The organism is Acinetobacter sp. YH01007 (genome assembly GCF_013420425.1).
Taxonomy (GTDB): Bacteria; Pseudomonadota; Gammaproteobacteria; order Pseudomonadales; family Moraxellaceae; genus Acinetobacter; species Acinetobacter towneri.
In genome coordinates this window covers 50150-70669 of sequence record NZ_VOYC01000008.1, presented here as the reverse complement: position 1 = coordinate 70669, position 20520 = coordinate 50150, and the positions used below count along the sequence as shown (strand labels likewise).

The 20520-nt window shown below is 40.9% G+C and carries 23 protein-coding genes; 21 read left to right on the top strand and 2 right to left on the bottom strand.

Annotated features, from left to right (window positions below; all coding sequences use genetic code 11):
• Positions 1-161: 161 nt before the first annotated feature.
• Together FTT74_RS06165 and FTT74_RS06160 are read left to right on the top strand one after the other, a co-directional pair.
• A complete protein-coding gene (locus FTT74_RS06165) occupies positions 162-974 on the top strand; it encodes a DUF6502 family protein (protein WP_178867737.1) in 813 nt (270 codons plus the stop codon).
• Complete coding sequence (locus tag FTT74_RS06160; protein ID WP_131261490.1) at positions 952-1605, top strand: hypothetical protein; 654 nt, start codon at positions 952-954, stop codon at positions 1603-1605. Before FTT74_RS06165 ends, FTT74_RS06160 begins: the two co-directional genes overlap by 23 nt.
• Before the next feature lie 113 nt (positions 1606-1718).
• Here FTT74_RS06160 and FTT74_RS06155 read toward each other — a convergent pair whose 3' ends face one another.
• Both FTT74_RS06155 and FTT74_RS06150 read right to left on the bottom strand, forming a co-directional pair.
• On the bottom strand, positions 1719-3020 hold the full coding sequence (locus FTT74_RS06155) for a peptidylprolyl isomerase (RefSeq protein WP_179988723.1): 1302 nt from the start codon (positions 3018-3020) through the stop codon (positions 1719-1721).
• Positions 3020-5467, bottom strand: coding sequence for an LPS-assembly protein LptD (locus FTT74_RS06150; RefSeq protein WP_167845961.1), 2448 nt, complete (start codon positions 5465-5467; stop codon positions 3020-3022). Before FTT74_RS06150 ends, FTT74_RS06155 begins: the two co-directional genes overlap by 1 nt.
• A 120-nt stretch (positions 5468-5587) precedes the next feature.
• Between FTT74_RS06150 and FTT74_RS06145 the strand changes: the two genes are divergently transcribed.
• The 19 genes from FTT74_RS06145 (at position 5588) to FTT74_RS06055 (ending at position 20511) form a co-directional block, all read left to right on the top strand.
• Positions 5588-6601: an aminoglycoside phosphotransferase family protein gene (locus FTT74_RS06145; RefSeq protein ID WP_131261487.1), complete on the top strand. Its 1014-nt coding sequence runs from the start codon at positions 5588-5590 to the stop codon at positions 6599-6601.
• Entirely contained in the window at positions 6602-7291 is a 690-nt protein-coding gene (murU, locus tag FTT74_RS06140; RefSeq protein ID WP_131261486.1) for an N-acetylmuramate alpha-1-phosphate uridylyltransferase MurU, read from the top strand.
• Between the two features lie 84 nt (positions 7292-7375).
• Positions 7376-8008, top strand: a complete 633-nt coding sequence (rsmG, locus tag FTT74_RS06135) for a 16S rRNA (guanine(527)-N(7))-methyltransferase RsmG (RefSeq protein ID WP_131261485.1) — start codon at positions 7376-7378, stop codon at positions 8006-8008.
• A gap of 22 nt (positions 8009-8030) precedes the next feature.
• Positions 8031-8813: a ParA family protein gene (locus tag FTT74_RS06130; protein WP_096901175.1), complete on the top strand. Its 783-nt coding sequence runs from the start codon at positions 8031-8033 to the stop codon at positions 8811-8813.
• Complete coding sequence (locus tag FTT74_RS06125) at positions 8810-9697, top strand: ParB/RepB/Spo0J family partition protein (RefSeq protein WP_179988724.1); 888 nt, start codon at positions 8810-8812, stop codon at positions 9695-9697. The genes FTT74_RS06130 and FTT74_RS06125 overlap by 4 nt, the downstream gene beginning before the upstream one ends.
• A 31-nt stretch (positions 9698-9728) precedes the next feature.
• Positions 9729-10376 carry a MotA/TolQ/ExbB proton channel family protein gene (locus tag FTT74_RS06120; RefSeq protein WP_004976814.1) on the top strand — a complete coding sequence of 216 codons (648 nt, stop codon included), beginning with the start codon at positions 9729-9731 and terminating at the stop codon, positions 10374-10376.
• Between the two features lie 9 nt (positions 10377-10385).
• Complete coding sequence (locus tag FTT74_RS06115) at positions 10386-10808, top strand: biopolymer transporter ExbD (protein WP_004976812.1); 423 nt, start codon at positions 10386-10388, stop codon at positions 10806-10808.
• Positions 10808-12535 (top strand): lipid A export permease/ATP-binding protein MsbA, encoded by a 1728-nt coding sequence (gene msbA, locus FTT74_RS06110; protein ID WP_179988725.1) that lies wholly within the window; start codon positions 10808-10810, stop codon positions 12533-12535. Before FTT74_RS06115 ends, msbA begins: the two co-directional genes overlap by 1 nt.
• Positions 12536-12538: 3 nt before the next feature.
• Positions 12539-13552, top strand: coding sequence for a tetraacyldisaccharide 4'-kinase (lpxK, locus tag FTT74_RS06105; RefSeq protein WP_131261483.1), 1014 nt, complete (start codon positions 12539-12541; stop codon positions 13550-13552).
• A gap of 11 nt (positions 13553-13563) precedes the next feature.
• The gene (gene kdsB / locus FTT74_RS06100; RefSeq protein WP_004976805.1) at positions 13564-14325 is read left to right on the top strand and encodes a 3-deoxy-manno-octulosonate cytidylyltransferase; all 762 of its coding nucleotides are present in this window, start codon (positions 13564-13566) and stop codon (positions 14323-14325) included.
• 14 nt (positions 14326-14339) lie between these two features.
• Positions 14340-15329 carry a DNA polymerase III subunit delta' C-terminal domain-containing protein gene (locus tag FTT74_RS06095; protein ID WP_131261482.1) on the top strand — a complete coding sequence of 330 codons (990 nt, stop codon included), beginning with the start codon at positions 14340-14342 and terminating at the stop codon, positions 15327-15329.
• Between the two features lie 10 nt (positions 15330-15339).
• Positions 15340-15681 (top strand): PilZ domain-containing protein, encoded by a 342-nt coding sequence (locus FTT74_RS06090; RefSeq protein WP_026438361.1) that lies wholly within the window; start codon positions 15340-15342, stop codon positions 15679-15681.
• Between the two features lie 24 nt (positions 15682-15705).
• Positions 15706-16479 carry a TatD family hydrolase gene (locus FTT74_RS06085; RefSeq protein WP_004976800.1) on the top strand — a complete coding sequence of 258 codons (774 nt, stop codon included), beginning with the start codon at positions 15706-15708 and terminating at the stop codon, positions 16477-16479.
• Positions 16480-16572: 93 nt separating this feature from the next.
• Positions 16573-17187: a TetR/AcrR family transcriptional regulator gene (locus FTT74_RS06080; protein ID WP_096901168.1), complete on the top strand. Its 615-nt coding sequence runs from the start codon at positions 16573-16575 to the stop codon at positions 17185-17187.
• A 6-nt stretch (positions 17188-17193) separates the two neighbouring features.
• The gene (locus tag FTT74_RS06075; protein ID WP_131261481.1) at positions 17194-17745 is read left to right on the top strand and encodes a prepilin-type N-terminal cleavage/methylation domain-containing protein; all 552 of its coding nucleotides are present in this window, start codon (positions 17194-17196) and stop codon (positions 17743-17745) included.
• Positions 17735-18115, top strand: coding sequence for a type II secretion system minor pseudopilin GspI (gene gspI / locus FTT74_RS06070; protein WP_179988726.1), 381 nt, complete (start codon positions 17735-17737; stop codon positions 18113-18115). The genes FTT74_RS06075 and gspI overlap by 11 nt, the downstream gene beginning before the upstream one ends.
• The gene (gene gspJ, locus FTT74_RS06065) at positions 18112-18735 is read left to right on the top strand and encodes a type II secretion system minor pseudopilin GspJ (protein ID WP_131261480.1); all 624 of its coding nucleotides are present in this window, start codon (positions 18112-18114) and stop codon (positions 18733-18735) included. Before gspI ends, gspJ begins: the two co-directional genes overlap by 4 nt.
• A gap of 13 nt (positions 18736-18748) precedes the next feature.
• Positions 18749-19732 (top strand): type II secretion system minor pseudopilin GspK, encoded by a 984-nt coding sequence (gspK, locus tag FTT74_RS06060; RefSeq protein WP_171501107.1) that lies wholly within the window; start codon positions 18749-18751, stop codon positions 19730-19732.
• A gap of 182 nt (positions 19733-19914) precedes the next feature.
• Positions 19915-20511, top strand: a complete 597-nt coding sequence (locus tag FTT74_RS06055; RefSeq protein WP_104851897.1) for a 6-carboxytetrahydropterin synthase — start codon at positions 19915-19917, stop codon at positions 20509-20511.
• Positions 20512-20520 lie beyond the last annotated feature (9 nt).

The following is a 20520-nucleotide window of genomic DNA, read 5'->3' as shown; positions in this document are numbered from 1 at the left end:
AATAGATGAACGTTAAATAGTAAAAAATTAAAAAGTGATATAGTGAGAGCCAGGTTGTGAGTATTTTTATTTCACAAGATATGAAAATTCATCTGATATAATTTGTAAGAGACTAAAAATAGTGAGAAAATTTCAATTGTAATTCTATTGCTGTTGGTGTAATGACTAAACTTCCTACTAATGATGCTGAGTTTAATTTAAAGCAAGTGCTTGCACTCATGGATTATCTTAGCCAATGGTTAATTCGTTCTGGTGTTGGATATACAGAATTTTCAGCTGCTTTAAAACCAATTTTTTATCAACAGGCTCTTCAAGAATTAGAAAGGATTGATCAAAAGCCTACTATTTCTGCTATTAGTTTATTATCTGGTCTACACCGTAAGGATGTCAGTGCATATAAAGAGACAAAGCTGGCGGGTAAGCCTTTGACTGAAGCAAATATCTCTGAACCAATTAGTGTTCCTTCTCGGGTTATAGGTTTGTGGTTAGCAGAAGGCTGGGGAGAATGTTTACCATTCAGTAGTGATGAAGAAAATAATTTCGAAATTCTGGTAAAAAAAGTATCTACTGAACGCCATCCTAGGTCTGTGTTAAATGAGTTGATCCGATTAGGCATAGTACTTGAAAAAGAGGGTAATATTTTCTTGCAAAAAGGACAGTTTATTCCTGATCCTTCTTTACAAGAAGCTCGTAAAATTTTGATTAAAAATTTACAATCCCATCTGGCTGCAGGTTTACATAATTTATTTGAAAATAATCAGACAAACTTTTTAGAACAAGCTGTGTGTGCGGATGGCTTAACAGAAGCATCTGTTCAGTTTTTACGTGATCAAAGTCTAAAATTGTGGCACGAATATTCACTACAACTACTCAAGCTAGCTTCTGAAAAATGTACAGAGGATGAAGGCAAGCTAGATGCTTCTAAAACTTTTATATTTGGGGTTTATCAACATGACCGTGAAGAAAATGGTTAAGCTATTTTGCTTTAATGTTTTATTTTTAACAATGATTGGTTGCGGACAGGATTTTAGTGTAGGGGGAGCTAGTTTAGAAGGTACAGGTAATGGGCTTCCACCTCCACCTGGTCTTGGGAATGCTAACGACAGCAATAGTGATGATGTCTTTAAACAGGATCAATATACGTTAAGACTATCTGGGGCTGCAACTGATTTGTGTGGTCTAGTCGTTCGTGAAATTCAATTTTTGGATTTATATCAAAAAACAGATTTACGTAAAGATGCTTCGTATGATCTAAAAGTTGATAAAGATAAAGGTACTCCTATAGAGATTAAATTATCTTTTCTTAATAATTATTCGGATAAAGTGATATTAGAATATCCTGATTGCAATGTGCCTTTAGATTTTTATAATACTGAAACAAAAGATCAATTATTTCCTGAGATGCAGTGTTCCATTATTAAAAAAGTTGAATTAATGCCAGATGAAGAGCGTATTTTTCAGCTTAAATACAAGTTATTTGAACCTGTAAAAGGAGTATGGCAGTTAAATAATCAAGTCAAAATTACTATCCCATCTGAGCCAGAAGAAGAGTGTGGAGAATTGCAGCTACCATTGGAACTAATAGAAAATAAAAACTTTTCTTGATGAAAGTCGAACGGATGAGGACATAAGTTTGAGCAGATACCCTTGCAAATAAAAAAACCAGTGCGGTGGCACTGGTTTTGATTGTGATCTAAAGCTCTAAAAGCTATATGCGCTTAGGAGTTCTTTTTACGATCTAGGCTTGGGTCTTTGATTTCTACAAAAGCATTGTTGCGTGTTTCACGTAACCAGCTATCCAATTCAGTATCAAACTGGCGTTCACCTAGTATTTGACGTGCCATACGTTCTTGGTATTCACGAGTCATATCTTGCTGGCGTGTATCGGTCACTTGCAGTACATGCCAACCAAACTGGGTTTGGAATGGTGCGCTAATTTCACCTTTTGCAGTATTTTTCATTTGATTTTCAAATTCTGGCACCATCACGCCAGGATTCACCCAGCCTAGACTGCCGCCATCACGTGCAGAGCCAGCGTCATTAGAGAACGTCGCTGCTAAGGTTGCAAAGTCTTCACCCGCTTTTAAACGGTTGTGAATACTGTCAATCATGTGTTTCGCATTTTCAGGGCTTACGACTTCACTTGGCTGAATCAAGATATGTCGAGTTTGATATTGTGGAACTAGTGCACGTTGCTCAGTACTTTTGCGCTCCAGTAATTTTACGACATGAATACCATCACGGACTTCAATCAGTTCACTGGTTTGCCCCACATCTAATGGCGTAATACGTGCAGCAAGTTCCGCGGGAATATCGGTCAAGTTACGTAAACCCATGTCTGCAGACTGAACGGTTACACCATTGCCTGTATATTTTTTACTAATGGCTTGAATGTCATTGTTCTGCGCCAATTCAGCTTTGACTTGTTGCGCAACTTGTGCGGCATTTTCTGCTCCAGAAACACGCACATGCAAAATATGTACTTGATTGCCTAAGGCAGCCTGACCTTGTGGTGTTTTCAGGAAATTATCAACATCTTGGTCGCTAATTTGAATACGTGACATTACGACTTGCTGACGTAAGCGATTCATTGCCAAATCTTCAGCAATACGGTTACGTAAAAACGCATAACTGCCTGGTGCAGATTTATCTAATTTTTGCTGAAAAGTTTCTAGGCTGTTTGCGCCATTTTGCTGTGCAACTTTTAAAACTGCTTCATTTAAAGATTTTTCATCAGCTTTAATGTTGTAGCGTTTGACTTGCTCTAATTGCGCTTGGCGTACAATCAGTTGTTCTAAAGCTTGTTGTTCTAAAATGTGTTGTGGTGGAACAGGGCGCTTTTGCATCTCAAGTTGTTGTTTGAGTTCAACCACGCTTTGCGCTAAATCACTTTTTAAAATGACACTATTGTCAACTACAGCCACAATTTGATCATTCGCAGCAAATGCAGGCAGCGCTGCTGTCATGCAAAGTGCTAAGGTTGATGCTTTTAAAAATCGTTTTAACTGTTCTGTTTTCATTAACGTTGTGTCCAAGATTGATTAATTTTATTAAAACCTAAAATACGGTTTTCAAGTAAAGATGCAAGTTTATTATTGAAACTGCCTAAACCTTTTAAATTTAACTCTGCCATAATGGCACGTTTGGGTTTAACGCCCGCATCCGTCACATCATCCAAGTCGTTATAGTAAGAGCGTCCATAGACTGAAATGCCCCAACAGCAAGATTCATAATTCACCCCTAGCAAATATTCACGGGCGACGCTATGGTCTAGGTCGTATTGCGCATGACCTAAAATACGCCAGTTGTTGTGAATCGGCTGAATAAACGATGCCACAACTTGATCATAATGATCTTGACGGTTTGGAATAACACGACGGTTAATATAACCAAAGCTATATAAGTTGCCTTGATCACCCGTGTAAAGCATATTGACACTGCGCTGTGCATTGTCGCCATTTGACATCCATGCAGCATTGGCACCCACACTGAGGTTTTGACTTAGCTGACTGGTTAAGCTCACAATTGGCCCAGTACGGTTTTCCGTATTAAATTCGTCTTCGGTATTATCCAGCGTGACACGACGATCTTCAAAGTAAAAACTTTGACCAATTCCTGCTCTAAGGCGTTCCAAACCAATTTCATCAAATAGGCTATAGTTTAAACCCAAAGACAAAAAGTTGTTGTCTTCTAAACGGTCATGACCATAGAAACGGTTTGGACTGAACAACTGGTCATAATTAATCGAAGCTGTTGCAGAGTCAAAGTTTGGGTGGTCGTTTTGATTGCGGTACGGTGCATAGGCATAGAACGCGCGCGGGGTAATGGTTTGCAAGAAGCGACCATCTTTTTCAAAGGTAATCCCTGTGTCTAAAGTGAATTGCGGAACAGTAACCGACTCACTTTTACTTGAAGATTTATACGTGTCTGTACTTAGAGTTTCTTTATCATAGAAGGTGTTGATGTTGCGTAACGATACTTCTGGAATCACAAATGACCACGGGTTACGGTAGTTGTAACGCACTGCAAAGTCATTATAAATACGCGTACCACTTGGTTCCCCATCTTGCGCAGCTAGATCTTTTTGGAAGTAAGCCGTGTCGTTATTAAATTCGACTTGGAAGCCTTGAGGATTACCTGTTTTATAGTTCAATAAAAATTGTGGTAGGCGTGCATAAGGGCGATCTACAGATGGAATCGTCTTATCCAGGGTTTGGAAATCCTCAACTTTGAGCTGTGCTTTTAAACCCGGTATACCGTTACGATAATTCAACTCCCAAGCACGACGTAAATTCAGGTCGGTTTTAGAGTTCGGGTTGTTATTTAAATCGGCAAAGTAGTCTTTGTCCGATGCATAGTTATATTCTAGGTTGGTTGAAAATTGCTCGTTAATTTGCCAGCCGTGTAAAAAATGTAGATCTTTACGGTCTTGATCAACATATTTGGCATCCGATGCTAAATAACCGCCCCAAATTTTACCTGAACCAAAATTTTCAGTTAAATAACGGAATTCACCTTCTAGCATCGCGCCACGATCGGCAATATAACGCGGGCTAACGGTTGCATCAAAATTCGGTGCAAGGTTTAAATACACAGGCACAGACAGCTCGACACCACCATCATTGGTAAAGCCAAAACTAGGCGTCAAAATACCTGTGGTACGGCGGTCATCAATTGGGAAATTGAAGTAGGGTACAGCTAAAACTGGTACATTTTTCACATACAATTTGGTGCCGCGTGTTTCACCGCGTCCCGTTTCCTGATTCAGCTTAATTTCATTGGCTTGAATTTTCCAGGTTGGCGCTTGCTCGGGTGGGCAGGTGCTGTAGGTGGCGTTATTGAGTACCATGGTATTGGTTGAGGTACGTGCAATTTTTTCTGCCATGCCATGCGCATGCTGTTTTTCAGCAATATAAAAACTGTTATTTAAATCGCCTTGCTGAGTTTTAAGGTTGTAGTTAATTTCATCACTTTGCGCAAGTAAACCAGCTTGTGCCATTTGTACACGACCTTCGGCTTTGGCAAAGGTTTGGGTTTGATCAATGGTAATTTTATCGGCGCGAATTTGACGGCCTTGCTGGTCAATCAGGACATTGCCTTCCAAGACGGAATCGCCATTTGGGTCATAGTGACCATAATCGGCAGTAACGGTAGAGGTCGCTTCTGCAGCATCTACGGCAACGGTGCTTGAGCTGATTGGCGTTAGCCATGCACCTTCACAATAGGCAGAACTTTGAGTGTGCCCAAATTGTTGTTGTGCTTCAGGTGCAGCTTTATCAACATAATATTGCTCAAAGAACTGCTGCCCAGGATAAGCTTCCTGAATGGTGTGTTTAAGCTGCTGGTTATTGAGATTTGTGACAGATGAAGTCTGATCTGTGGTCTGCGCATAGCTGGAAACAGAGTGACCACATAACAGAGTTAAGACCGCAGTCGCTAAAGGATTAAATTTAAACTGATGCTTCATTTATCTCATCAACCAAGAATGCTTAATCGCAATTAATTATTGTCGCATCATAGAGAAAAAGCGCAGAAGTAGCTACACTTAGCACTTTAAAAACTCAGCCTGTATTAGAATTTATTGCAAATGAATACACAACGCGAACAATTGATACAAACATGGATAACATCTGTACTTGGTTCAGATCAATTTGAAACTCATTTTTTAGCAGGCGATGCAAGTTTTCGTCGTTACGCACGAATCAAGTTGAATAATAAAACATTTATGCTCATGGATGCACCACCAGAAAAAGAAGATTGTGGTCCTTTTGTGACGATTGATGAATTTTTTGCTGCCCATGGCGTGCGCGTGCCAAAAATTGTAGCCAAAGACCTGACACAAGGCTTTTTGTTGCTTGAAGATTTTGGTGATGTCTTATTATCTACCTTGCTGAATGATCAGACTGTAGATGACTACTATGCGCAGTGTTTTAAGCAGTTAATTCAATTACAAGATATTGATGGTACGGCACATTTCCCTGAATATTCCTATGACAAACTCATCAGTGAAATGGAGTTACTCACCGATTGGTTATTGCCTGCCTTACAGATTCAGCCAACGGCTGAAGAAAGTGCATTAATTAAACGTACATTTGCAATTTTGGCCAATGCCGCTTTGGCTCAGCCACAAGTGATTGTGCATCGCGATTTTCATAGTCGTAACTTAATGAAAATTAATGATGATACCGAGCTAGGTGTAATCGATTTTCAGGATGCAGTGATTGGTGCAGACACCTATGACCTGATTTCAATTACGCGTGATGCTTATGTACAGTGGAATGCTGAGCGTGTGTATCGCTGGTTTAAAATGTTTTATGACTTGTTGCCGGCAGCATCTAAGCAAGACCGTGATTTTGAACAATTTAAAAAAGATGCCGATATGATGGCGATTCAGCGTCATATCAAAATTTTAGGTATTTTTGTGCGTTTATTTGAGCGTGATGGTAAATCGGGTTATCTCAAGGATTTACCGCGCGTAATGTGGTATTTACTTGAAGAAAGTAAACCTTATCCAGAATTACAACCATTTATGCACTTTATTCACACGACAGTAATGCCAAAATTTACAGCCAAATATGGTCAGTATGAGGTGGTTGCCTAAATGAAAGCCATGATTCTTGCTGCAGGCATGGGTAATCGTATGCGTCCTTTAACGTTGCATACACCTAAGCCATTATTGGAAGTCGGTGGTAAGCCTTTAATTGTGTGGCACATCGAAAAATTACAAAAGATGGGTGTGCAGGAAATTGTCATCAATACGGCATGGTTGGGTGAAAAACTTGCAGATGCTTTGGGTGATGGTTCGCAATTTGGTGTGAAAATTTTGTGGTCGCATGAAGGCGAAGGCTTAGAAACTGCAGGTGGCATCATCAATGCGTTGCCATTATTGGGCAATGAACCTTTTATATTGGTGAATGGCGATGTTTGGACCACCATGGATTTTGCGCCACTATTAAATGTGCAGCTTCAAGACGACTTGGCACATTTGGTTTTGGTGGAAAACCCTGTGCAGCATCCGCAAGGTGATTTCACTTTGGCTGCAAACAAAGCCTATACTTTTGAGCAAGCACGCTCAGGTGAAAATCTGACTTATAGTGGCGTGGCGGTGATGCATCCGCAAATGTTTAACGGTTTGGAATCGGGCAAACGTCCGCTTGCGCCATTGCTCAAACAAGCCATGCAGCAAGAAAAAATTTCTGCACAGAAATTGCAGGGTGTTTGGGTGGATGTTGGCACTCCTGAACGATTAAATACGCTAGATCAACAAATTCAGCAGGGTGTGTACGCTTAAGTGCATATTCACTAAGCATTCGCCCCTATGACTGCAACTATAAATCGGTATACTTCCATTAACTTTTTCGAGATGTGAATTGTGATGCATTCGTTTTTTCAGGAACTCAAGCAAGGTAGTCAGGCTTTAGGTTTAGAGCTCAGTGATGAGGCTTTAAATTTATTACTCAAATACCAAGATGCTTTGGTGCTATGGAACAAAGCGTACAACCTCACTGCAATTCGTGACCCGAAAGAAATGCTAGTGAAGCATTTGCTAGATAGTCTGAGCATCCTCAAAGATTTGCCTGCAGGTCGTTTACTGGATATTGGTACTGGCGGTGGTATGCCGGGCATGATTATTGCCTTGTGTCAGCCTGAGCGCGATTGCGTGTTATTGGACTCGAATGGTAAAAAGATTCGTTTCTTAAAACAGTTTATTGCCGATTTAAAACTGAAAAACGTCGTGGCAGTTCAGACCCGTGTTGAAAATGAAGACAGCATCCGCGAGTTAGGTCAGTTTGATGTAATTACCAGTCGTGCTTTTGCATCTTTAACTGACTTTGTAGCCGCGTCAAAACCATTTATGCATGAGCAAAGTATTATTGCATCTATGAAAGGTTTGATTCCTGCCGATGAAGTAGAGGCATTGAAAGATGAATTCAGCTGTGAAATTATCGAGCTTAAAGTTCCGCGCTTAGACGAACAACGTCATTTACTTTTATTAAAACGTATCTAATTTTCAAAGGACTGGGGTGATCATGGCACAAATTATTGCGATTGCGAACCAAAAAGGTGGTGTCGGAAAAACCACAACCGCAGTAAATTTGGCAGCATCTTTGGCTGTTTTGAAAAAGCGCATTTTATTGGTCGATATGGACTCACAAGGCAATGCCACCATGGGTTCAGGCATTCAAAAAAATGATTTGCTGTATTCAGTGACCGATGTATTGTTGGGCGAAGTGCCGATTGAAACTGCAATTAGCAAGGCAGAAGTTGGTTATAAAGTTTTGGGTGCCAATCGTGATTTGGCTGGGGTTGAATTGGTGATTGCTGAGCAAGAGGGGCGTGAGTTTATTTTGCGCAATGCCTTGCAAGAAGTTGCCAAAGACTTTGATTATATTATTGTCGACTGTGCACCAAGTTTAAGCTTAATTACAGTAAACGCTTTAGCAGCAGTGCAAAGTGTAATCATTCCAATGCAGTGCGAATATTATGCACTTGAAGGTTTGGCTGACCTGACGCAAACCATTGACCGTATTCAACAAGCACTCAATCCTGATTTAGAAATTATTGGTGTATTACGCACCATGTATGATGCGCGCAATGCCTTAACCCGTGACGTGTCTGAAGAATTATCGCACTATTTTGGTAAAAAATTATACGATACCGTGATTCCGCGTAATGTACGCTTGGCAGAAGCACCTGCACACGGTTTACCCGTCATTTATTTTGAAAAAAGCTCGAAGGGTGCAGTTGCCTACCTGAATTTAGCAGCTGAAATGTTGAAAAAAAGCAAAGTGAAAAAAGGAAGTAAAGCATGACCACAAAAAAACGCGGATTAGCCAAAGGTCGTGGTTTGGATGCCTTATTGGGGTCAATCCAGAAAGAAAAATTACAACTTGAAGTGCAATCTTTAGATCATGGTCAGCTCAAACAAATTGATGTCAATTTATTAAAACGTGGTGAATATCAACCGCGTCGTTTTATTCAAGAACAAGATTTGCAGGAACTGGCGGCATCTATTGAAAAACATGGTGTAATGCAGCCAATTGTGATTCGTCCTATTGATGACGAACTACATCCTTATGAAATTATTGCAGGTGAACGTCGCTGGCGTGCTGCACAGTTGGCTGGTTTAACTGAAATTCCAGCAATTGTGCGTGATTTGACCGATCAGGTCGCGATTGCTTTGGCATTAATTGAAAACATTCAGCGCCAAGATCTTAATCCGATTGATCAGGCAATGGCGCTGCAACGCTTTCACGATGAGTTTGGCTTGAGTCATCAAGAAATTGCCGAAACAGTAGGTAAAGCACGTACCACGGTCAGTAATTTATTGCGTTTACTCACTTTGGCTGAGCCTGTTAAAGAGTTGATGCAGCAAGGCTTGCTAGATATGGGTCATGCACGTGCTATTTTAACTTTGAAAGCTAAAGATCAGCTCAAAGTCGCGCAGCATGTAATTGAAAAGAGTTTATCGGTACGTCAAACCGAACAGTTGGTACGTGACTTTAATGCGCCAAAACAAGAAAAGCCGAAAACGGCTATAGCGCCTGATATTCAACAACTCACGCAACGTCTTTCTGAGCGTTTTAGTGCAGATGTTAAAATTGATTATAACAAGCAAGGTAAGGGCAAATTGACCATCAGTTATCACTCTCTGGAAGAGCTGGATGGTATTTTAAATATTTGCCTGTCCGATTAATTTTAATTCGTATTTTATTGGGGAAAAGCGAATGTGGGAATTGGTAAAAGCAGGTGGCTGGCTGATGCTGCCGTTGGTATTGTGCTCGGTATTTACCGTTGCAATTACCATTGAGCGTTTTATGCGTTTAAAGAGAGCAGGTATTTTGCCCAATGCGTTGTTGCTCAACCGCGGGCAAAGTTTAGCGACTGTGTTGCAACAACTGAATCAAAGTGCCAACTTAAAAAACAGTACATTAGGCCGTATTTTTGAGGCGGGTGCGCGTAACAAACAACAATCAGAACACTATGCGCGTGCACAAATGGAAGCGACAGCTTCACAAGAAATTGGTTATTTAGAAAAAAATATCAACTTCTTGGGTACGCTCAGTGCAGTTGCGCCATTATTGGGTTTATTGGGTACAGTGCTTGGGATTATTGAATCATTTTTAGTGATTGATGTGGGTGCAAGTAATCCAACCTTAATGATTCCAGGGATTTCTAAAGCCTTAATTACCACTGCTGCAGGTATGTTAATTGCAATTCCAGCCTTATTTGCCTATCGTTATTTTCAGCGTTTGGTGCAAGAATATACTGCTGAGTTAGAGCAGCAAGCGACTTTGTTTCACGCAGGATTATTTCATCAGAGTCAACCTCATCAGCTTGATGCGGATGTGCAAGATGTGAAAAAAGTAAGCTAAGGTGAGTTTATGAAATTCAAACGCTCGCAAGTTGAAGATATTCATATTAACCTGACTCCAATGATTGACTGTTTACTGTTCATCTTGGTGTTTTTGTTGCTTTCGACCACATTTAACCAATTTAGCCGTATGAATTTAACTTTGCCAGATGCGCAAGGCGTACCACCAAAATCTTATGAACATAAAATTGAAGTCGTGGTAGATTCTTCAGGGCATTATTCTGTCAATGGTCAGGCACTTTCGACTAAGGAAGTGGCAGATTTAAGCACAGCAATTAAACAAATTTCTCAAGATCGACGTGATTTAATGTTTATCATTGCTGCAGATGCCAAAGCCACTCATCAAGATGTGATTCGAGTGATGGATGTCGCAGGACAACTTGGTTTCGTCAACATCAATATCAGTACGAAAGTCCCAACTCGAGGTTATTAGTGAAGAAGGATTTACAGGTCTATCGCCGTCTTCTGAGATATTTGCTCCCATTTTGGGGCTTGGCAATCTTGGTGATTATCGGTTTCGCCATTAATGCAGCCACAGAAGTATCTGTGGCAAAACTCTTGGAAAAAATTATTAATGCCATTCAGGAGCGTGACCAATCTTTCACCACACTATTTCCGCTATTAGTCATTGCACTGATGTTTTTCCGTGGTTTGGGAACTTTTATTGGCGGTTACTATACCGCAGTGATTTCACGTAATTTGGTATTCAATATCCGTCAGGAAGTCTTTGCTAAATTGCTGCGTTTACCTGCACAGTATTACTTAGATAATACCAGTGGGCACATTACTGCCAAAATTATGTATAACGTAGAGCAGTTGACCGCTGCATCTACAGAATCGCTGCGTACATTGGTACAACAGGGTTTGATTACACTCGGCTTGCTCGGCTATTTGCTGTATACCAACTGGCGTTTGACCCTCTGTATTTTGGTATTTGGCCCATTAATTGGCTTGCTGATTCGTAAAGCTGCAAAACGCATGCGTCGTTTATCTATTCAAGTACAAGACACCATGGGGGATGTAAACCACGTGGTGCAAGAAACGGTGAATGGTAATTTGGTCGTCAAAGGTTTTGGTGGTCAGACCTATGAACAAAGCCGATTTAAAGAAAACTCTTTAGAAAACCTGCGTCGTGGTTTAAAGATGGTGGCAGTGCAGCAATTGAACAGCCCTGTGGTGCAGTTCATTATGTCCATTGCTTTGGCAATTATTATCTGGATTGCCTTACGCCCAGAAATTCTACGTGATATTTCAGCAGGCGAGTTTGTAGCCTACATTACTGCCGCAGGTATGTTGAGCAAACCAATTAAAGCCCTTACCGATATTAATGAAAAATTACAACGCGGTTTGGCAGCAGCGCATTCGGTTTTTGAATTGCTCGATATGCCTGAAGAAGATAATCACGGGACGCTTACACCAGACTTAAAAGGTAATTTGCAATTTAAGAATGTGAATTTGGTGTATTCCGATGGGCATCATGCCATTCATGATTTTAATCTGGATGTCAAAGCAGGTGAAACTGTGGCTTTAGTTGGGCGTTCAGGTGCGGGTAAAACCTCATTGGCCAATCTGTTGGTACGTTTTCAGGAAGTATCTTCAGGGCAAATTTTGTTTGATCAGCAGGATATTCGTGACATTGAGCTGAATAGCCTGCGTTCACAAATTGCTATGGTCAATCAGCAAGTGGTATTGTTTAACCGTACGGTGCGTGAAAATATTGCCTATGGTCAGCTTGAAGGTGCGAGTGATGAAGCAGTGATTGCTGCAGCCAAAGCGGCTTATGCACATGACTTTATTATGGCTTTACCGCAAGGCTACGACACAGCATTAGGTGCGCAAGGCTTGAATTTGTCTGGTGGTCAGCGACAACGTATTGCCATTGCACGTGCAATCTTAAAAAATGCACCAATTTTAATTTTAGATGAAGCCACCAGTGCTTTAGACAATGAATCTGAATACTTTATTCAACGTGCATTTGATGCGGCTATGCAAGACCGTACCACCATTGTCATTGCACACCGTTTATCTACCATCGAAAATGCTGACCGTATTGTAGTGATGGATCAGGGACGTATTTTAGAACAAGGTACTCATCAGGAACTCATGGCGCAAAAAGGCGCGTACTTTCAGTTGCATCAGCGTAACTTCGAGGAACATTAATTCATGTCTTTGGCACAATTTATTCAGGACGCTTGGCAGCAACAGGCCAAATGGCTAGTTGTGCTTAGGCCCTTGTCTTTATTGTACCGTGGCGTGAGTTTGCTCAATCAAAACTTATATCGTTCAGGTATTAAAACCGCTTATACCGCGCCCGTACCTGTGATGGTGATTGGCAATATTACTGTGGGTGGCAGCGGCAAAACCCCTTTGCTGATTCACTTGGTCAAATATCTACAAAGTTTAGATGTTCGTGTTGGCGTGATTAGCCGTGGTTATGGCGGAAAAGGCCCATTTCCAGCCTATGTCAGCATTGACGCTAATGTTGACGTAGTGGGCGATGAACCGACTTTGATTGTGCAATCTACAGGCGTACCGATGGCTGTGGGGCCAAATCGTCAAAAAAGTATTGAATTGTTACTTGCACAGCATGAATTGGATTTAATTATTAGTGATGATGGTTTGCAGCATTTGGCTTTAAACCGTCAATTGGAATGGATTGTTTTAGATAATAATCGTGGTTTGGGTAACGAGAAAATATTGCCCGAAGGTTATTTGCGTGAACCAAAATCTCGATTAGAGCATGCCACGGTGATTGAACATGCAGCGCAACCGAGTTCTGAATTAAATATGCATTTGGCCGTTGCAGCGCCATACTTATTGCATCCCGCACAAGAATTAATTTTTGATCCGACCCAAAATTTTTATGCTGTCGTGGGCATTGGCTTTCCTGAGCGGTTTTATAAAACTTTAGAGTCGATGGGTGTGACCCAATTTCAATGCCATGAGTTTCCAGACCACCATGACTATGAAATTACCGATTTGCAGTTTGAAGATTCGCAACCGATTATTACCACAGAAAAAGATGCAGTAAAGTTATTGCCTCTGTTAAAACAATATCCAGATTTTCAGCGTGAAATTTGGGTTGTACCTGTAGATGCAGTATTGTCATCGGCCTGCTATGTCACCTTACATCAACAATTGAAACAATTGGGTTTAAACCTGCCTGAAAGACCATGATAAGGAAAATTATGAAGCACATTGTTATCCCTGCACGTTATGCTAGTTCACGCCTGCCAGGCAAACCTTTACTGGAAATTCATGGTCGTGCCATGATTTTACGTGTGGTTGATCAGGCAAAAAAAGTGGCAGGTTTTGATGACTTGTGTGTGGCGACCGATGATGCTCGTATTGCAGAATTATGCCGTGCCGAAGGTGTAGATGTAGTGCTGACTTCGGCAGACCATCCATCAGGTACAGATCGTTTAAGTGAAGTGGCGCGCATTAAAGGTTGGGATAAAAACGATATTATCGTCAATGTGCAGGGCGATGAGCCACTTTTGCCTGCGCAATTGGTGCAACAAGTGGCGCAGTTGTTAGAAGCTCAACCTGAATGCTCGATGTCTACGCTATGTGAGCCGATTCAGCAACTAGATGAATTTACTCGCGACAGCATTGTTAAAGTGGTCATGTCTAAACACAATCAGGCTTTGTATTTTAGCCGTGCCACGATTCCTTATGACCGCGATGGTGCAAAAGCAGCGACACCACAATTGCATGCACATGCTTATCGTCATTTAGGCTTGTATGCGTACCGTGTGGAATTGCTACAAGAATATGTGACTTGGGAAATGGGAACATTGGAAAAGCTGGAAAGCCTAGAGCAATTGCGTGTATTGGAAAATGGACATCGTATTGCCATTGCAGTTGCAGAAGCCAATTTACCACCGGGTGTAGATACCCAAGCAGACTTAGACCGTTTGAATGCAATGGATATTGCCCATTTTGAGTAAGTGAATCACCGACCATGCAACGTGATGTAATTGGACAAGTATATCCTTGGCAGCAACAAGTTTGGGAAAACCTGACAGGGCGATTTCCCAAAATGGGGCATGGTTTATTGTTTTTTGGCAAACAGGGTTGTGGTAAAGAAGCCTTTGCACAGCAATTTGTGGCTTGGATTTTATGCCAACAGCGTGATGTGCAGTCACAGCCTTGTGGTGAATGTAGCAGTTGTCAGTGGTTAAAATCAGATACACATCCGAATTATGTCTATATCAGCACCGATGAAGAGAATAAAAAGCAAAACGCGAAAATTAAGATCGAGAAGATCCGTGATTTATTACCTTTTGTCCAGCAAACGGTAGATGGCTGGCGGGTGATTGTGATTGAACCTGCTGAAGCCTTAAATATTGCATCTTCCAATGCGTTGTTGAAAACCCTCGAAGAACCGGGTGATCGCATCGTGATTATTTTGCTGGCAGATCATTATCTTAAATTACCTGCAACCATTCGTAGCCGTTTGCAGCACTTTGCTTTAGACCGGATTGATGCTGCACAGGCTACGGCATATTTGCAGCAACATTTACCTGATGTAGATGCGGAAAAGCAGCAATTATTGATGAATTTATCTAATCAAATGCCGTTGCAGGCTTTACAGTTGGCTCAGGTGGAATGGCTAGAACAGCGTACAGATTTTCTCAAAGACTGGTATAAACTGGTGACGCAAAAAAATATGCCGCTGGCAATCGCAACCAAGTGGAACAAGGCGCTGAGCTTTACTGATTTTAGTCAGATGTTTGAATACTTGTTGTGTGATTTAATTTGTGTCAAGCTAAATCAAAGCATTAAAAATTTGGATTTAAGCACCGCTTTGCAGCATTTGGCTGAACAATATGACTTGGAAAGTCTGTTTGGTTTATATGCAGAATTACAGCAAGCCAAGCCAATGCTTGAGCAAAACGTGCAAAGTAATCTGGTGCTTGATCAGCTATGTATTAAGTTAATGAATATTTAAGGGGAACATGATGCAACCACGTATGGGCGGTATTATTCAGGCCAATATTCCTGATGTCGAAACGCTATATTTAAGTTATATGCCATACGTTGTGGGTGGTGGCTTATTTGTACCCTCAAAACAACCTGTAAAAATGGGTGAAGAAATCTTCGTACTTGCAACTTTGCCTGAACAATCACAAAAAATTCCACTTACAGGAAAAGTCATCTGGATTTCGCAAAAGCAAAATGGCATTAAATTGCAGGGCTTTGGCATTCAACTGAGCGGTGAAAAAGGCGTTTATTACAAATCTGAAGCCGAAAGAATCCTTGCGGGGCTTAAGTCTGACAACCGTAACAGTTACACTATGTAGGTTGTTTGCTTTTAGGAAAAAATCGTGTTTGTAGATACACATTGTCATTTAACGATGCTGGATTTAAGCCCTTATGATGGTGACTTAGACGCAGCAATTGCTCAGGCACGCCTAGCGGGGGTGTCTAAAATTATGGGTATCTCTGTCGATTTAGACGATCATATTGCATTGTCAAAAATTGCAGCACGTCATGCCGATGTCGGTTATAGCGTGGGTGTGCATCCTTGTGAAAACGCTGAAAATATGGCACGCGCCACCACCGAGCAACTGATTGCTTTGGCACAAGCAGACAAAGTCTGGGCTTTGGGCGAAACAGGTCTAGATTATTTTCACAGTACCGATTTTGTCGCAGAGCAAAAAGCCTGTTTTGCACGGCATATTCATGCGTCACAAGCTGTAAAAAAACCTGTGGTGGTACATACCCGTGCTGCTAAGCAAGATACGGTAGATATTATCCGTGCAGAAAAATCGACACATGGTGTATTACATTGCTTTACTGAAGACTGGGCAACCGCCAAAGCGGTGTTAGATTGCGGTTATTATGTGTCGTTTTCAGGCATTGTTTCCTTTAAAAATGCACAAGATTTACGTGATGTGGCTAAGCAAGTACCTTTAGACCGTGTCTTAATTGAAACTGATAGTCCATATTTGGCACCTGTGCCATATCGCGGTAAGACAAATGAGCCAAAATACGTTCCGTATGTAGCCAAAGCCCTAAGTGATGTATATGATAAGTCCTTAGAGGAAATGGCTTTCATAACAACACAAAACTTTGAAAACCTGCTCAAAGGACATTAATTTGCATAGTGGAATGATGCAAAAATTTAATGTTCTGGTGATATTAAAAATTTCCATTGATTGAATAGTGAAAAGAGAGTTTATCGGGTGAAGATGGATCGTCAGGCTCAGTTTCGAGCAAGAGAAACGTTAATTTTCCAAGTGGCAGAGCAGTTGCTTTTGGAAAATGGTGAAGCAGGAATGACCCTTGATGCTTTGGCAGCAGAACTGGATTTGGCCAAAGGTACTCTATATAAACACTTTCAAAGTAAAGATGAACTATATATGTTGCTTATTATTCGTAATGAGCGCATGTTGCTAGAAATGATTAAAGATGCGGAAAAACAGTTTCCTGAACATCTAGCATTTTTTATGCTGCATCACTTACATCATCCTGAACGTACTGTGCTTTTTCATCAAATTGAAGAACGCCTTTCTACAACGGGTGTTGGCATTGGCTTGTTGTTTAGTGAACTATATCAGGTTCGTAAAAGCCGATTACGCATCATTATCCGTATGACTGAACAATATTTGGAATCTATTAATAGTCAGATGGAAGTGCGTGATTATCTGGCTTCAATTTGGGCACTTACGCATGGTGCGGCAGCCATTTTAAACTCAAGTTTCTATCAGCGTTATTTAGGTTCCCGGGATACTTTACGTGTGGCCTATATCGATCAAGCGTTGGCGATGCCCAAACAAGCACAATCTTTCGAGCAATTGAATTAATACGCTATGAACACACCACTATCTTCGGTTCGCGGTTTTACGCTCATTGAATTGATGGTGGTGATAGTCATTATGGCGATTATGGCATCGCTGGTTTTAATGAATATCGGTGGTGTTGATCAGCGTAAAGCCATGCAGGCGCGGGAAGTGTTTTTATTGGATTTGCGTAAACTGAATCGTGAAGCCAATGATCAAGCGCGTATTTTTGCACTCAATTTGCATCAAGCAACCGATGTTTCACCTGCGCGATATGATGTACTGGAATATCAGCCTTATGCTTCAGAACAACAATTAACCCTGCAAAATAATCAAAAATGGCAAAACTATGGCGAATTTAAAAGCAGAACGTTGCCTGAACAAGTTTCTATCCAAATTTTATCTTTAGAACAAAGCTATCCGAATGCTAACAATAGTGAGTTGCTGCAAGGTAATGCACCCGCACTGATTTGGCTGGGCAATGGTGAAGCCAAACCTGTGCGTATTCAGTTCTATTTAGAACAGCGTCCTGTAGGTGCGGAAATAGAGGTCGATCATTTAGGAAAAATCCATGAAAGCTAAAGGATTTACACTACTTGAAGTTATGGTGGCTTTGGCAATTTTTGCAACAGCAGCTATGGCAATGACCAAAGTGGCGATGCAATATACCCAATCCACCGCCAATGCAATTTTAAGAACCAAAGCACAATTTGTGGCTTTGAATGAAGTGGCATTGATGGAAATGAATCGGCAATGGTTAAGTGGAACAGAGTCAAAGCAAGTGACACAACAGGGCGAAACATGGCAAATTGACAAGTCCACACAGCCAACCATTAGTCCGAATGTGCAACGTGTCGATCTTCAAATCAGTTTATATAATCAAGACACAGGACAAGTTGAAGCAGGAGTGACTTCTTTGGAGTTTTTTAATGCCCGTGAGCAGCAATCATGAGTACAAAGAAAGGCTTCACTTTAGTTGAGTTGCTAGTCGCTATTGCAATTTTTGCAGTGCTGTCTGCTTTGGGTTGGAAAGTATTTGATTATCTCGCCAAAGTCAAAGATCGCAATGCGATGCATGAAGCCAATCTAGAACAGTTGCAAGAAAGCTATCAACAAATATTACGTGACACGATGCAGGCTGTTCCATTAACGGCCAATGTCAAAGGGCAGCAACAACCTGCTTTGGTTTTACAAAATGGACGTTTTAATTTCAGTAAAACAGGGGTGACCGATCCTTTGCAGCAGAGTATTTCACCCCATGAGCGTGTTGAATATCAATATCGTGCCGATGAAAAAAAATTGTATCGTTTAAAATATCGTAATTTGCATCAAACGGGCAATGATCAGCCTGAGTCGAGCGTGATGTTGGATGAAGTCGAAGCCTTTGAGATTATGGTTTTGAATCCAAATGAATTGAGCAGTTGGCCTGAAAGCAGTGTCGATTCGCAGCAAACTGAACAATTAAGGCTACTCCCGAAAGGAATAAAAATAAATTTAACCGTGCGTGACGTGCAATACGAATGGATATTTAGCTTATTGCAGACTGATTTTTTAAAGAAGAAAGACAATTAAAGGCACAGTGGCAATGTATTCAAAATCGACTCAGCGCTTAGGTAGCATCATCAAATCACAACAAGGCATCGCCTTGATTACGATTTTGATGTTGGTTGCCTTAGCTACGATTTTGGCAGCGACCATTGCCAAGCGGCAAATGTACACCAGTGAAAATACCGCCTATTTGATGCGTCAAAATCAGGCATTGTTATATGCCAAAAGTGCTGAAGTATTTTTTGCAGAATTACTGCAAGATGATGCTGAAAATGCAGGCCAAGTTGATCACTTACAAGAGAACTGGGCAAAACCGATGCCGCCATTTCCAGTCGAAGATGGTTATGTATCGGGCGTGCTGCAAGATGAGTCAGGGAAATTTAATTTAAATAGTTTGCTGACAACCGAAGATCAAGTAAACGAAAAAGCAAAAAAATATTTTGAAAAATTATTGCAGCGTGTTGGGCTACCTGCGCAATTAAGTGAAGCTGTGATTGATTGGCAAGATGCAGATGATGAACCGAGTGGTGCTATGGGTGCAGAGTCGAGTTATTACCAAGGTTTGCCAATTCCTTATTTACCGCCCAATAGCTTGTTTCATAGTGCGGAAGAATTAAAACAAGTCCGTGGTTTTGAAGGTGCGAAGTATCAGCAAATTGCACCTTATGTGAGTGCCTTGCCAAAACGAGATACCACTATCAATATTAATACCGCACCTGCTTTAGTTTTGGCGAGCTTTGATGAAAAATTGGATGTGGTTGCTGTGCAAAATCTACTTGATCGTCGTAATGCCAATTTAGAGCACTTTAGCAATGTAAATGCTTTGTGGGAGTTAGATGGCTTTCAAGCTGTCGATAGCGCGATACGCAATGAATTTACAAGTTTATTGGGTGTGCAATCCCATTATTTTAAAGCCAAAATTGAAGTGGTATTGGGCGAGCGCAAACGTCAATTTAGCAGTGATTTGGTGCGTAGCGAAAAATCTGTCAATGTCAGTGGGCGAAGTCTGGCGCCATTTTAAGTATTAGCATTAACCTTGACTTAGTTGCTGTTATTCGGATGCAAATGCATTGCATATCTGTACTGAAACTGATCATTACGATTTTTGTCTGGCAATCTGCGGGCTAAAATTGGCTTATTGTTCACGTTTTGCATTATAATTAAAAAGAATATCCCCCAAATATTTTGATGACGTTAAGACCCATGTTAATTCGAAAGTTATTTAAGTTTGAAAATGCGCATATTGTGCGTAATTGCACTTCAGACCGCTGTAAGCGCTCGATTCATGGTCATAGCTATAAAGTAGAATTATTACTGAAAGCTTCAAAACTTGATCATGGACAAATGGTGTATGACTTTGGTTTGCTTAAAGGTGTAATCAAAGAATTATTTGATGCCTTCGATCATGCCATTTGTTTTTGGGAGCAGGATGACCCTGCATATATTCAAGCCTGCAAAACGTTCAGCGCACGTTGGGTATCTTTACCAGTATCGCCATCAGCAGAGCAGTTTTCACGTATTTTCTTTTATTTGGCACAACAAGTTTTGGCATCAACCATCACACAAAATGGGGAAGGTGATGTAGAAGTCTATTCTGTGATTGTACATGAAACTGATACAGGCTATGCACAAAGCTTTTTGGAAGATATTGAAAATGCGCAGATGGGATTGCTAAGTCTGGATCAAATTCATTTCTCTGAGCAAGTACAGACAGAATGGTCAGACCCACAAATGTATGAAAAATTAAAACAGGGGATGACATTCCAAAACCCGAATGTCGAGTTACAAGTTAAACTTTAAATCACATCA

Bases quoted from the DNA above. Each gene is read 5' to 3' on its own strand.
- FTT74_RS06165 (WP_178867737.1), top strand. From the start codon at position 162: ATGACTAAACTTCCTACTAATGATGCTGAGTTTAATTTAAAGCAAGTG.
- FTT74_RS06160 (WP_131261490.1), top strand. From the start codon at position 952: ATGACCGTGAAGAAAATGGTTAAGCTATTTTGCTTTAATGTTTTATTT.
- FTT74_RS06155 (WP_179988723.1), bottom strand. From the start codon at position 3,020: ATGAAAACAGAACAGTTAAAACGATTTTTAAAAGCATCAACCTTAGCA.
- FTT74_RS06150 (WP_167845961.1), bottom strand. From the start codon at position 5,467: ATGAAGCATCAGTTTAAATTTAATCCTTTAGCGACTGCGGTCTTAACT.
- FTT74_RS06145 (WP_131261487.1), top strand. From the start codon at position 5,588: ATGAATACACAACGCGAACAATTGATACAAACATGGATAACATCTGTA.
- murU (WP_131261486.1), top strand. From the start codon at position 6,602: ATGAAAGCCATGATTCTTGCTGCAGGCATGGGTAATCGTATGCGTCCT.
- rsmG (WP_131261485.1), top strand. From the start codon at position 7,376: ATGCATTCGTTTTTTCAGGAACTCAAGCAAGGTAGTCAGGCTTTAGGT.
- FTT74_RS06130 (WP_096901175.1), top strand. From the start codon at position 8,031: ATGGCACAAATTATTGCGATTGCGAACCAAAAAGGTGGTGTCGGAAAA.
- FTT74_RS06125 (WP_179988724.1), top strand. From the start codon at position 8,810: ATGACCACAAAAAAACGCGGATTAGCCAAAGGTCGTGGTTTGGATGCC.
- FTT74_RS06120 (WP_004976814.1), top strand. From the start codon at position 9,729: ATGTGGGAATTGGTAAAAGCAGGTGGCTGGCTGATGCTGCCGTTGGTA.
- FTT74_RS06115 (WP_004976812.1), top strand. From the start codon at position 10,386: ATGAAATTCAAACGCTCGCAAGTTGAAGATATTCATATTAACCTGACT.
- lpxK (WP_131261483.1), top strand. From the start codon at position 12,539: ATGTCTTTGGCACAATTTATTCAGGACGCTTGGCAGCAACAGGCCAAA.
- kdsB (WP_004976805.1), top strand. From the start codon at position 13,564: ATGAAGCACATTGTTATCCCTGCACGTTATGCTAGTTCACGCCTGCCA.
- FTT74_RS06095 (WP_131261482.1), top strand. From the start codon at position 14,340: ATGCAACGTGATGTAATTGGACAAGTATATCCTTGGCAGCAACAAGTT.
- FTT74_RS06090 (WP_026438361.1), top strand. From the start codon at position 15,340: ATGCAACCACGTATGGGCGGTATTATTCAGGCCAATATTCCTGATGTC.
- FTT74_RS06080 (WP_096901168.1), top strand. From the start codon at position 16,573: ATGGATCGTCAGGCTCAGTTTCGAGCAAGAGAAACGTTAATTTTCCAA.
- FTT74_RS06075 (WP_131261481.1), top strand. From the start codon at position 17,194: ATGAACACACCACTATCTTCGGTTCGCGGTTTTACGCTCATTGAATTG.
- gspI (WP_179988726.1), top strand. From the start codon at position 17,735: ATGAAAGCTAAAGGATTTACACTACTTGAAGTTATGGTGGCTTTGGCA.
- gspJ (WP_131261480.1), top strand. From the start codon at position 18,112: ATGAGTACAAAGAAAGGCTTCACTTTAGTTGAGTTGCTAGTCGCTATT.
- gspK (WP_171501107.1), top strand. From the start codon at position 18,749: ATGTATTCAAAATCGACTCAGCGCTTAGGTAGCATCATCAAATCACAA.
- FTT74_RS06055 (WP_104851897.1), top strand. From the start codon at position 19,915: ATGTTAATTCGAAAGTTATTTAAGTTTGAAAATGCGCATATTGTGCGT.